13 protein-coding genes are annotated in these 10,814 nt (G+C 60.7%); 7 read left to right on the top strand and 6 right to left on the bottom strand.

Features of this window, described 5'->3' with window-relative positions; genetic code table 11:
* Positions 1-333: 333 nt before the first annotated feature.
* A complete protein-coding gene (locus RBB32_RS02800) occupies positions 334-2,625 on the top strand; it encodes a glycosyl hydrolase family 28-related protein (protein ID WP_306151137.1) in 2,292 nt (763 codons plus the stop codon).
* Here the strand turns inward: RBB32_RS02800 and RBB32_RS02795 are convergent, their stop codons facing one another.
* Together RBB32_RS02795 and RBB32_RS02790 are read right to left on the bottom strand one after the other, a co-directional pair.
* Entirely contained in the window at positions 2,626-3,336 is a 711-nt protein-coding gene (locus tag RBB32_RS02795) for a hypothetical protein (protein ID WP_306151136.1), read from the bottom strand.
* 62 nt (positions 3,337-3,398) lie between these two features.
* Positions 3,399-4,211 carry a Hint domain-containing protein gene (locus RBB32_RS02790; RefSeq protein WP_306151135.1) on the bottom strand — a complete coding sequence of 271 codons (813 nt, stop codon included), beginning with the start codon at positions 4,209-4,211 and terminating at the stop codon, positions 3,399-3,401.
* A 150-nt stretch (positions 4,212-4,361) separates the two neighbouring features.
* Between RBB32_RS02790 and RBB32_RS02785 the strand changes: the two genes are divergently transcribed.
* The 5 genes from RBB32_RS02785 to RBB32_RS02765 all read left to right on the top strand — a co-directional run bounded on the left by RBB32_RS02785 (position 4,362) and on the right by RBB32_RS02765 (position 6,569).
* Positions 4,362-4,682: an antibiotic biosynthesis monooxygenase gene (locus RBB32_RS02785; RefSeq protein ID WP_306151134.1), complete on the top strand. Its 321-nt coding sequence runs from the start codon at positions 4,362-4,364 to the stop codon at positions 4,680-4,682.
* A complete protein-coding gene (locus RBB32_RS02780) occupies positions 4,657-4,959 on the top strand; it encodes a DUF5665 domain-containing protein (RefSeq protein ID WP_306151133.1) in 303 nt (100 codons plus the stop codon). Before RBB32_RS02785 ends, RBB32_RS02780 begins: the two co-directional genes overlap by 26 nt.
* Positions 4,960-5,035: 76 nt before the next feature.
* Positions 5,036-5,443 (top strand): universal stress protein, encoded by a 408-nt coding sequence (locus tag RBB32_RS02775; protein ID WP_306151132.1) that lies wholly within the window; start codon positions 5,036-5,038, stop codon positions 5,441-5,443.
* A gap of 184 nt (positions 5,444-5,627) precedes the next feature.
* Positions 5,628-6,221 carry a rhodanese-like domain-containing protein gene (locus tag RBB32_RS02770; RefSeq protein WP_306151131.1) on the top strand — a complete coding sequence of 198 codons (594 nt, stop codon included), beginning with the start codon at positions 5,628-5,630 and terminating at the stop codon, positions 6,219-6,221.
* A 108-nt stretch (positions 6,222-6,329) separates the two neighbouring features.
* The gene (locus RBB32_RS02765) at positions 6,330-6,569 is read left to right on the top strand and encodes a zf-TFIIB domain-containing protein (protein ID WP_306151130.1); all 240 of its coding nucleotides are present in this window, start codon (positions 6,330-6,332) and stop codon (positions 6,567-6,569) included.
* A 25-nt stretch (positions 6,570-6,594) separates the two neighbouring features.
* Here the strand turns inward: RBB32_RS02765 and RBB32_RS02760 are convergent, their stop codons facing one another.
* The gene (locus RBB32_RS02760) at positions 6,595-6,960 is read right to left on the bottom strand and encodes a hypothetical protein (protein WP_306151129.1); all 366 of its coding nucleotides are present in this window, start codon (positions 6,958-6,960) and stop codon (positions 6,595-6,597) included.
* Positions 6,961-7,249: 289 nt separating this feature from the next.
* Between RBB32_RS02760 and RBB32_RS02755 the strand changes: the two genes are divergently transcribed.
* Complete coding sequence (locus tag RBB32_RS02755) at positions 7,250-7,456, top strand: cold-shock protein (protein WP_306151128.1); 207 nt, start codon at positions 7,250-7,252, stop codon at positions 7,454-7,456.
* Between the two features lie 62 nt (positions 7,457-7,518).
* Here the strand turns inward: RBB32_RS02755 and RBB32_RS02750 are convergent, their stop codons facing one another.
* From RBB32_RS02750 to uvrB, 3 genes are all read right to left on the bottom strand, one after another.
* Positions 7,519-7,827: an aspartate aminotransferase gene (locus RBB32_RS02750; protein WP_371931005.1), complete on the bottom strand. Its 309-nt coding sequence runs from the start codon at positions 7,825-7,827 to the stop codon at positions 7,519-7,521.
* Between the two features lie 231 nt (positions 7,828-8,058).
* Positions 8,059-8,610: a hypothetical protein gene (locus RBB32_RS02745; protein ID WP_306151127.1), complete on the bottom strand. Its 552-nt coding sequence runs from the start codon at positions 8,608-8,610 to the stop codon at positions 8,059-8,061.
* Positions 8,611-8,612: 2 nt separating this feature from the next.
* Positions 8,613-10,811 (bottom strand): excinuclease ABC subunit UvrB, encoded by a 2,199-nt coding sequence (uvrB, locus tag RBB32_RS02740; RefSeq protein ID WP_306151126.1) that lies wholly within the window; start codon positions 10,809-10,811, stop codon positions 8,613-8,615.
* Positions 10,812-10,814 lie beyond the last annotated feature (3 nt).

The following is a 10,814-nucleotide window of genomic DNA, read 5'->3' as shown; positions in this document are numbered from 1 at the left end:
CTGCGCGCCTTCTCGGACAGGCTCAGAGCAAACGGCAAAGCCCCAAAACAGGCCATCATCGCCGTGACGCGAAAACTGCTCATCATTCTCAACGCCATGATCCGGGAAAACAGAACATATCAGCCAACCTGAACAACACACTTGCCCGGGGGAGGCGTTGAAAATCGTGATTTTCAACGTTGGGGGCAGCGCCCCCGAAGACCCACCGTCACGGTGGGGTCGGCCCCCGTTAACCCTTTGTAGATAGCTCTTTGGCTTCGGGCCCATGGCCCATTGGCAAAGGCAGGTCCGCGCCGCTTTGGGGCTGCGGACGCGCAACAAAGGGATTTAGCGATGAACAAGGCAATCACCGATGGGGTGAGTTTCATGCCGCCGCGTTTTGCGGCAGGGCTTGACCTGTGGTCGAGCGGCGACGGCACGCCCGGCTCGGACACCTATGAGAACGCGGCAAATGCGGCTTTCGTGCCTGCCGATCAGGATTTCGGCGGGGCGTTGGAACTGGTCAAGACGCAGGCCGTGCAACGCCTGCGCTACATGGGGCAGACGCCGATCTTGCCGGGCTGTTACCTGCAGGTGCGCGCGCGGGTGAAGGCCGTCAGCGGGGCCTTGCCCGACGTGCGCATCGCGGCCTGGGCCGGGGCGGCGGGTGATGTGCATGTCACGGGCCTGACCGAGGTCGGCCCGGCGGTGAGCCTGACGCAGTATGGCGAGGTTATGGAGGTGCGGGCGATCATCGGCAGCGGCGCGCGGGGCGGCGTTGACATGGTCTGGGGATCAGAGCCGATCTATGCGCATGTGGGCCTTGACCTGACCGGCGCCAATGGCGGTGTGGTGCGGATCGACGATATCGAGGTCGAGGACGTTACGCGCTTTTTCCTGCGCGATATGTTGAGCATGGTCGATGTGCGCGATTTCGGTGCCCTGGGGGATGGAAGCACCGACGATTCCGCCGCCTTCGAGGCCGCCGATGCGGCGGCCAGCGGGCGCGAGGTGCTGGTGCCTGCCGGGGTCTATCATCTGGCCGAGAGCGTCACCTTCCAAAGCTGCGTGCGGTTCGAGGGGACGGTGACCATGCCGGACGACAAGATGTTGTCGCTCACGCGCAATTATGACCTTCCGGCCTATATCGATGCGTTTGGCGACGGTGAACTGGCTTTCAAGAAGGCGTTCCAGGCGCTTTTGAACAATGCCGGGCATGACTCGCTTGACCTAGGGGGGCGGTTGATCGAGGTCAGCGCGCCGATCGACATGCAGGCGGCTGTCAGCAACCGGGATTTCTATTCGCAGCGACGGGTCGTGCGCAACGGGCAGTTTTCCATGTTGCCGGGGCCTGCATGGGATACCGAGGTCGTCACCTCGCAGGCCACCTACAGCGTGAATGACGCCAAGGCCCTGACGGGGGTTGTCAACGTGGCCAACGTGCCGGTGGGGGCCTTGATCGAAGGCGCGGGCGTGGGGCGCGAGGTTTACGTGCGGTCCAAGAATGTCGCCGCACAGGAGATCACCCTGAGCGCGCCTTTGTACGATGCCGATGGCACGCAGGTCTTCACCTTCCGGCGGTTCAAATACATGCTGGATTTCAGCGGGTTCGAGGACCTGGGGAAATTTGCCCTGTCGGATGTGGAATTGCAGTGCCGCGGCGAATGCAGCGCGGTTTTGCTGCCGCCGCGCGCGGGGGCCATGGCCTTTCGCGATTGTTTCTTCACCCGGCCCAAGGATCGCGCCATCACCAGCCATGGCGAGGGCGATCAGGGCATGTTGGTGGATCGCTGTCAGTTCCTGTCGGACGAGGGGCCCTTGGCGGCGGTGGACCGGACATCCGTGGCGATCAATGCCAATGCCAATGACGTGAAGCTGCGCAACAACCGGGCGACGTATTTCCGGCATTTCGCGGTGCTGGGCGGTTCATCGACCATCGTGATGGGCAACCACTGGTTCCAGGGCGACAGTTTGCAGGATTCGCCGCGTACGGCGGGGCTTGTCCTGACGCGGACCAACAACCGGGGCACCATCACCGGCAACTACATCGACAACAGTTTCATCGAATGGGCCAACGAGCATGACAAGGCGCCGGAGTATTCCAGCGAGTTTTCCTTCAGTTCGCTGAGCATCACCGGCAATGTCTTCATGAGCACCCATGTGGCACCGTGGTTCAACTATATCGTGGTCAAGCCGCATGGGCCGGGGCATTACCTGAACGGTTTGACGGTGACGGGGAACAATTTCCGTGTCGTCGGTTCCGAGATTGCCCGTGTCGAGGCGGTGGATACCTCTTTCGCCGATCTGGATTACAACAAGTTTTCGGACATCACCTTTGACGGCAATACCTTCAACCAGGTGCAGACGCCGGTGGCCAGCCCGGTGACAATTCGCCATGACGAGGCCACGCCGCAGGAAAGCTGGATCGTGGATGTGGACGACAAGTTGCCGTTCAATGCCTGGGCGCAGACGGTGGAATCGATCACCCATTCAGGCCCCGTTCGCGATGGATCGGGCGATGAGCATTATGGCGTGCCTTACGTCTTTGCCAAGTTCGGTCCGGACCGCGACCAGTTGCGCCTGCGCTGGGGGACGCCCGTTGAGGGGGCGGTGATCCTGCGGGTGCGGATCGACGATCCGTTCTGATCAGAACTTTTGCCACAGGCCAAGGCGGGCGGCGTGATGGCCGCCTGTCACGCTGGCTGTAACGCCGAGTTCAACATGGGTGGAATCGGACAGTTCCATGACGACGGACGGGGCCAGGCTGGCCCATGACTGACCCGCGTCGGTGGCGCCGGTTTGCAGTTGCACGATCAGCATGTGACCCTTTCGGGTGGTGAGGCCGACGGTTGCGTCGGCCTGGTATGTCGTGGCGAGGGCGTCATCGGCCTCGGCGCGGGTATCGAGGCTGAGCCAGCCGTTGCGGCCCAGGAGCTTGATGCCCTTGCCGATGGAGAAGCCGGTTTGCACCACCGGGCGCATCTTGGGGCGGGCGGCGGGCAGGGCGGGCAATGGCCCGCCGCCGGTGACCACCAGTTTGAAGGGCGGTATGCGCCAGCGTTCGGCATAGCCCAGCCCAAGCTGGACGGCCATGCGCAGCGGGGTGTCGGTGTTGCCGACGGGCCAGCGGGCAAAGGCGATGGCTTGTTTCGTGCGGCTAAGGCTGCTGCCGAGGTCAAGCCCGAGGGTGAGCGAGGGGGCCGCACCGTATTCGGCATAGAGCGCGCCGTAGGTGTCCGTGTCGCCCGCTTCGAGGGAGGTCGACAGGAAGGTTTCGCCCTTGGTGCGTGGCCAAGGCCCGGCCGATGCCCCGCCCGCGGCGAGGCACAAGAGAGTTACAGCAAGGGCGCGCAGCATCGGAACCTCCTGCGCTTACCATTGCTTAATCGGGGTAAACCGGAGGTTAACGGCAGTGCGGCCTATGCGGTTTGCGCCTTGGGCATCTCTTCGGGATCGTCCAGCAGGGCGCGACCGGCATTGGCATGGCGCCGGACAAGGCGTTTCTGGCGCTTGAGCCTTGGCACCTTGAGGCGTTTCGCCACCTCGGGGTGGCTGTCTGCGAAGCCGGGAAAGAGCCGGGTGAGGGCCGTGCGCAGATGCGGCGGCAAAAGGCCGAGGTTGGCGGCGCAGGGCGCGAGGGTTTCCACCGGAACGCCGTTGGCCAGCACGGTATCTTGTTGATCGAGCAAGAGAAGATAGAGCCGGTCCGCGTCGAGGCGGGCGGGTTTGACGCGACCCAGAGCTGTCAGGAGCCGCACCGGAACAAGCACGCCGCCGTCACCGAACATCTTTTGCGCGATCTCGGATGTCACGAGGATCTGCTGATCGGTGGGCAGGCGCAGGTTCTTGACGGGCAGGCCCTCTCCAAGCGCGCCGGCGTCGATACGGATGGCAGGCCGAGGGGTCTCGGGGGTGATCGGGAACAGGTGACGCAGGGGGCGATAGCTGCCGTGCCCGGTGCGCAACATGTCGCGCGGCTTGAGGTCTTGCACCGGTTTGGGACCGTCGAGCGTGTCAATCATCGTGCCCTTGGTCAGGCCGATCCGGGGATTGGGCGTGGCGGCATCCGTCCGTGTCGGGGTATCCGGCGCGTTCGCGGCCACATCGGGCAGGGGGCCGCCCGTGGATTTTGCGACATTCAAAGCGGCGTGCCAGCCGTGGGTGATTTGCGGCAAGCCAAGCTGCGTGTTGCTTGCCTGTGGGGCGAAGTCGATCTTGATTGTGCATACCATTGAACTGTCCTGCCGTCCTCGGTGCTTGTTTTCAGCGAGGGGTAGTTGTTAACTGGGGCGGATTTATGATGAACTTGGGACAATTCGGGGCAAAGTCTGGCCATTGCGCCGGGGGGCGAAACTGCTAGGCTTATGGTCAGGAGGTGTGTCATGCCCAAGATCACGTCAGCCAATGATTGCCAAACGGTAATCACCACCTTCGAGATGACACCCGGCACCTGTCAGGATCTTATGGATGAACTGACCGCTGCCTATGACGAGTTCATCTCGAAACAGCCCGGCTTTATCGCGGCGGGGCTTCATGTGAACGATGCCCAGACCCGGATCGCCAATTATTCCCAGTGGCAAAGGCGCGAGGATTTCCAGGCCATGTTGCGCAGCGAGGAGATGCGACGCCGCAATCGGCGGATCAACGAATTATGCAAGAGCTTCGAACCGGTGATGTATGACGTCGCGGCCTGCTTCGACTGACCCGTCCGGCGCGCAACTGGGCGAGGAAGTCGCGGCCTTGCGGCAAGAGGTGGCGCGGCTGAACAAGCATCGTTTCGTGCGGCTGCACAATTCGATCGTCAAGCTGTTGTGGTTCAATTTCCTGCGCGGGGCGGCCTTTGGCCTTGGCACGGTTTTGGGGGCCTCGGTGCTGTTGTCGGCCTTGGTGTGGTCGGTCAGCCAGGTCGAGATGCTTCCGGTGATCGGAGAATGGGCGGCCGAGATTGTCCGGCAGATGGAGGCGGCCACAGAACAATAGCTTTCTGATGTGGATCAAGGCCCGGTCTGGCCCGGGCTGTCATGTTTGGATATCGCAACACGGGAGGACCCCTGAGATGTACAAGAAAATTCTGGTGCCTGTTTCCTTTGACAACGATCGTGACGCGGCTGGCGCGCTTGAAGTGGCCGAGCGGCTTGCCGGGGATGAGGCCGAGGTTGTCGTGATCCACGTGATGGAAGAGATTCCGGCCTATGCCATTTCCTATGTACCGCAGGATTACCTGACCGAAAGCCGCGCCGCGATCGAAGCCGAGTTGCGCGAGATGGCCGGGGGCCTCAAACGCGGCAGTTCGGAAGTGGTGGACGGTCATTCGGGGCGCACCATTCTGGAATATGCCGAGGAAAACGGCGTGGATTGCATCGTGATGGCAAGCCACCGTCCCGGCATGGCCGACCTGTTGTTGGGCAGCACGGCGGCGCAGGTTGTGCGGCATGCCAATTGCGCGGTGCATGTAATCCGTTAAAGCGTTTCCAGTTATTCTTGCATTACCAATACCCTGCCAGGCCTACGGCCTTCTCGGGACATTGGCGATGCAGTTTGATTCAATGTAAACTGGAGACGCTCCAGGTTATCGTGTTTCGCCTTGAACCTGAGGCGCTTACTCGGGGCGGAACGCGCGCAACGCTTTGAGCTGAAAGGGAGGTATCATGACTCGTATGATCGCGATGGCGCTTGCACTGATGGCCGGGGCGGCCACGGCGCAGGAGGCGGTGAATATCCGGCCCGACATGATGTCGGTCACGGTGGATACGCCGGGCGGCCCGGTAGAGATAAGCCGCATTCAGGACAACGACAATATGCTGGACGGCGAATGGGCGCGGACCTCGCGGCCTTGCCCCAATTTCTGTATTCAGCCGATGGTGCCCGCCCCCGGCGTGACGCCGATTGGCGAGTTGGAAATTCTGGAGTTCCTGCAAGACCCCGACGTGGTGGTGATCGACGGGCGGGTGCCGCGCGACTATGCCACCGGGGCGATTCCGGGCGCGATCAACATTCCCTATACCGAGGCGCCCGACCGTTTGGGCGAGTTGGGCTGTGAGCCGGATTTCGAGGGCTTCATCTGTGACGGGGACGACGTGAAGTCGGTGGCCCTGTATTGCAACGGGCCGTGGTGTGGGCAATCGCCCGCGGCGGCACGGCGGATGATCGAGGCCGGGTTTCCGCCTGAGAAAATCCATTACTACCGTGGCGGGATGACAGCATGGCGGATGCTGGGCCTGACGGTCTCGGACCCGTCTTGAGGGATTGAATTGCAAAGGGGCGACCCCATCTCAATCCTAAAGCGTTCCGCCTTTAAGCTGAGGCATCAGCGAAACGCTTTAGTGAATTGAAAATGGAGGTCCCCCGAAATGCATTGCCCTGTGGATGGTGAAGAGCTTGTGATCACAGACCGTTCCGGTGTTGAGATCGATTATTGCCCGAAATGCCGGGGTGTCTGGCTGGATCGTGGCGAGTTGGACAAGATCATTGATCGCTCGGACAGGACGAAGCCTTCGCACGAGGCCCATGCATCGCGCGACACCCGGGGCGGTAAACGCAAGAAACGCGGCGGGATCGGGGATTTCCTGGAAGATATCTTCGACTTTTGAGGTCGGCTGCCGCCGCGCGCCCGCGTTATTGGAATTTCATCACGACTTGGTCGCCTTGCCCCTTGTCCCGGATCGAGACAAGCGTGTTGCCCTTGACGAAGATCGCCTGACAGTTGCGCGGCAGCGTGGTGTCGCCAAAGGTGATATCCCGGCACCAGAAGCCCCGGTTCCATGTCCAGTTGCCGCTGGCGGGTTGGCCATTGACCTGACCGGTGATGCCGCCATCCGCTGTTGCCTTGACCCACCCGAAATCGGCGACAAGACGTTTGCCGGCCACTTGGGACGTGTATTCGGACTTGGTCTTAATTCGCTTGAAATCCTGCGCCAAAGCGGTGTTGGCCGCGATGCAAATCGAGGCCGCCGTCAAGGTTGCTGTGATAAAATAATGCATTGAAACCTCCCTGTGAGGCATTCGATTGTACCAAGATTCGGCGTTTTTCTCAAAATCGCGTGGTTTGGGGGCTGTTCCGGGTCCAAGCCGCTTGGGTCTGGGGGGGTATTGGTGGTGGGGCAGGAACGAATTCACTTGCTTTATGGTTGGCGATCCGTCACATAGAGCGGGCTAAGACCTTCTATCGACCTTTCTGTTTTCCTTTCACGGCACGCAGTCATTCGATCCAGACGCGCTTTGCCGGGCCGCTGCATGTTGCGAGCGGTATATATGATAAGGAAAATGACAGATGGCCAATGGCACTGTAAAATGGTTCAACACCACCAAAGGTTTCGGCTTTATTGCACCGGAAACCGGCGGCAAAGACGTATTCGTTCACATTTCCGCCGTTGAGCGTTCGGGCCTGACCGGCCTGGCCGACGACCAGAAAGTGACCTTTGACGTGGAAGCGGGCCGTGACGGCCGCGAAAGCGCAACGAACCTCGCCTTGGCCTAATCGGCCTTTACGCGATGTGAGATTAGGCGCGGCGCTCGAAAGGGGGCCGCGTTTTTTTGTGTTTAATGGGAATGGTTTAAGGAGGTGCCGAAATCTTTAAAAGATTTCGGTCCGATTTCTTTTGAAGAAATCGGGGGCGGTGCGGTGAGCCAGCGGAGCGGCGCGCGGTTGCAGAAGATGAGCAATTGGCCCGCGTTTTCGGCGACGTGAAAGCCGCGGCGGTTCACCTCTTGCAAAAAAGCCTCCATGCCGACGAAGCGTTCCACATCCCGCCGCTTGCGCCGGATCACACCGCCCTGTTGCACCGCTTTGCAGCTGAACAGGTCATTTAGCCAGATCTCGGGCGAGAGGGGCGAGTTGTGGTTTTGCATGGACCGCAGGGTGGGGGATGTGTGGTTAAGGGCGGGTTAATCTGGGCGCGGAGTCAAGGCGCGTAGCGCCACCGCGCCAAAGCCGACGCGCCCCCACGCGGCGGCTTTTTGGCCATTGTCGCGCGCCGCTTGAGGTTTTTCGGATGTGGCCGGGATTAAGTGCGCCCAATCAGAGGGACCACTCACCCCCGCGCGCGTCGGCTTTGGCGCGGCAAGCTTGTAGTGGTACAATTACGAGTCTGGATTGCGTTCAAATAATTTGGCGAGAATAATGAAAGGATCGTTTTCGTAGCCGAGCTTGGCAAGCTGTCTGGACTTTCTGGCGATCGTTTTAGGAGTCCATATCAGCCAACCTTTTTCGGCGCCGATTTCCTCAAGCTCGGTTTGGCGATTTTTCATTACCTTGCCCGCGGCCAAGCCGAGCTTGACCTCTGTTTTTGCGTTGGCCAGACCCTTCTCAATTAAGTCTTCGCGGAGCCTGCCAAAAACGATCGCTTGATACCGCGGACATGTGAAAATTTTGTATTTTCCTGTTGGAGTATCATGTAACTTTTTAAGTTCTGAGCAAGGAACCCCCGAAGAGTCGAGATACGATTTTACTTCCATTGCAAGTATGGAATTAGAGCAAGGGTTGAAACCGATTACATCGATTTCTGGTCTAGGCATACTGGGCTTGCCAATCAGTCTCTTTTCTTCTTTCGTAAGACTGACTTTGTGTGATTGCCTCGTCCAATAGCCATCATTTTCCAACAAGACTCTGACAAGCCTTTCAAAACTATCCATCCCTACCGCCCCCGCCGCTTCACATTCCCACCCCGTTGCCCGGGCCTGCCAGCCGTTGACCGCCCGCGCGACTTGGTGGCTTCCTCGGAGGCTTTCTCGACCGCTTGTTGACGGGCCAGCGGGTCGTCGGCGACGGCCAAATCCACTGCTTCCAGCCGTTTGATCTCGTCCCGCAGCCTTGCGGCCTCCTCGAACTCAAGGTTTTCGGCGGCTTTGCGCATGTCGGTGCGGAGCCCGTCGAGATGCGCCTGTAGGTTGGCGCCCGCGAGGGGCTTGTCGACCTTGGCGGTGACGCGGTTCATGTCGACGTCGCCTTGGTAGAGGCCCGCGAGGATATCCTCGACGTTTTTCTTGATGGTGGCGGGGGTGATGCCGTGTTCCTCGTTATAGGCGATTTGCTTGGTGCGGCGGCGTTCGGTTTCGTCAATCGCGCGCTGCATGGAGCCGGTGATGCGGTCGGCGTACATGATGACGCGGCCTTCGGCGTTGCGGGCGGCGCGGCCGATGGTCTGGATGAGGGAGGTTTCCGAGCGCAGGAAGCCCTCTTTATCGGCGTCCAGAATGGCGACTAGCCCGCATTCGGGGATATCGAGCCCCTCGCGCAGCAGGTTGATGCCCACCAGCACGTCGAAGGCCCCCAGCCGCAGATCGCGCAGGATTTCGATACGCTCGATGGTGTCGATATCCGAGTGCATGTAGCGCACGCGAATGCCCTGTTCGTGCAGGTATTCGGTGAGGTCCTCGGCCATGCGTTTGGTGAGCGTGGTGCAAAGCACGCGGTAGCCTGCCTCGCTGACGCGGCGGACCTCATCGAGCAGGTCGTCGACTTGGGTGTCGACGGGGCGGATTTCCACCTGTGGGTCGAGAAGGCCGGTGGGGCGGATCACCTGTTCGGTGAAGACGCCGCCGGTTTGTTCCAGCTCCCACGCGGCGGGGGTAGCGGAGACGAAGACGCTCTGCGGGCGCATGGCGTCCCATTCCTCGAACTTCAGGGGGCGGTTGTCCATGCAGGAGGGCAGGCGGAAGCCGTGTTCGGCGAGGGTGAATTTGCGCCGGTAGTCGCCTTTGTACATGCCGCCGATCTGCGGGACGGAGACGTGGGATTCATCGGCGAAAACGATGGCGTTGTCGGGGATGAATTCGAAAAGGGTGGGGGGCGGTTCGCCGGGTGCGCGGCCGGTGAGGTAGCGCGAATAGTTCTCGATCCCGTTGCAGACGCCCGTGGCCTCAAGCATTTCGATGTCGAAATTGGTGCGTTGTTCGAGGCGTTGCGCCTCCAAAAGTTTGCCTTCGCCGACCAGTTGGTCCAGCCTTTGACGCAACTCCTTTTTGATCTGGATGACCGCCTGCTGCATGGTCGGTTTCGGTGTGACGTAGTGGGAGTTGGCATAGACGCGGATCCGGTCCATCGAGGTGGCTTTTTCGCCGGTCAGCGGGTCGAATTCGGTAATGGATTCAAGTTCTTCGCCGAAAAAGCTGAGTTTCCATGCGCGGTCTTCGAGGTGGGCGGGGAAGATTTCGAGGCTGTCGCCGCGCACCCTAAAGGAGCCGCGTTGGAAGGCTTGGTCGTTACGGCGGTATTGTTGCGCCACCAGGTCGGCCATGACCTTGCGTTGGTCATATTCTTTGCCGACGATCAGGTCTTGGGTCATCGCCCCGTAGGTTTCCACCGAGCCGATGCCATAGATGCAGGAGACCGAGGCCACGATGATCACGTCGTCGCGTTCCAGAAGCGCGCGGGTGGCGGAGTGGCGCATCCTGTCGATCTGTTCGTTGATCTGGGATTCCTTCTCGATATAGGTGTCCGAGCGTGGCACATAGGCCTCGGGCTGGTAGTAGTCGTAGTAGCTGACGAAGTATTCGACCGCGTTATGGGGAAAAAAGCCCTTGAATTCCCCGTAGAGTTGCGCCGCCAAGGTTTTGTTGGGGGCAAGGATGATGGCGGGGCGTTGGGTTTCCTCGATCACCTTGGCCATGGTGAAGGTTTTACCGGTGCCGGTCGCGCCCAGAAGCACCTGATCGCGTTCGCCATCCAGCACGCCCGAGGAAAGCTCACCGATCGCCGTGGGCTGATCGCCTGCCGGGGCAAAATCGCTGACCATCTCGAAGTGCTTGCCGCCTTCGAGTTTCTCGCGGGTTTTGACATCGGGGGCCGGTGCGTGCAGCAGGGCCTCGGAGCTGTCAGAATGAGCGTAGGGCATGGG

Origin of the sequence: Roseovarius sp. MMSF_3281 (genome assembly GCF_030733685.1) — a bacterium.
Taxonomy (GTDB): domain Bacteria; phylum Pseudomonadota; class Alphaproteobacteria; order Rhodobacterales; family Rhodobacteraceae; genus Roseovarius.
Note: the sequence above shows the minus strand (reverse complement) of the source record. Positions and strands in the feature narration are given on the sequence as shown.

Coding starts and splice junctions, on each gene's coding strand:
- RBB32_RS02780 (WP_306151133.1), top strand. CDS start 4,657: ATGACGTCGCGGCCTGCTTCGACTGACCCGTCCGGCGCGCAACTGGGC.
- RBB32_RS02785 (WP_306151134.1), top strand. CDS start 4,362: ATGCCCAAGATCACGTCAGCCAATGATTGCCAAACGGTAATCACCACC.
- RBB32_RS02770 (WP_306151131.1), top strand. CDS start 5,628: ATGACTCGTATGATCGCGATGGCGCTTGCACTGATGGCCGGGGCGGCC.
- RBB32_RS02765 (WP_306151130.1), top strand. CDS start 6,330: ATGCATTGCCCTGTGGATGGTGAAGAGCTTGTGATCACAGACCGTTCC.
- RBB32_RS02745 (WP_306151127.1), bottom strand. CDS start 8,610: ATGGATAGTTTTGAAAGGCTTGTCAGAGTCTTGTTGGAAAATGATGGC.
- RBB32_RS02755 (WP_306151128.1), top strand. CDS start 7,250: ATGGCCAATGGCACTGTAAAATGGTTCAACACCACCAAAGGTTTCGGC.
- RBB32_RS02750 (WP_371931005.1), bottom strand. CDS start 7,827: ATGCAAAACCACAACTCGCCCCTCTCGCCCGAGATCTGGCTAAATGAC.
- RBB32_RS02795 (WP_306151136.1), bottom strand. CDS start 3,336: ATGCTGCGCGCCCTTGCTGTAACTCTCTTGTGCCTCGCCGCGGGCGGG.
- RBB32_RS02800 (WP_306151137.1), top strand. CDS start 334: ATGAACAAGGCAATCACCGATGGGGTGAGTTTCATGCCGCCGCGTTTT.
- RBB32_RS02790 (WP_306151135.1), bottom strand. CDS start 4,211: ATGGTATGCACAATCAAGATCGACTTCGCCCCACAGGCAAGCAACACG.
- RBB32_RS02760 (WP_306151129.1), bottom strand. CDS start 6,960: ATGCATTATTTTATCACAGCAACCTTGACGGCGGCCTCGATTTGCATC.
- RBB32_RS02775 (WP_306151132.1), top strand. CDS start 5,036: ATGTACAAGAAAATTCTGGTGCCTGTTTCCTTTGACAACGATCGTGAC.
- uvrB (WP_306151126.1), bottom strand. CDS start 10,811: ATGCCCTACGCTCATTCTGACAGCTCCGAGGCCCTGCTGCACGCACCG.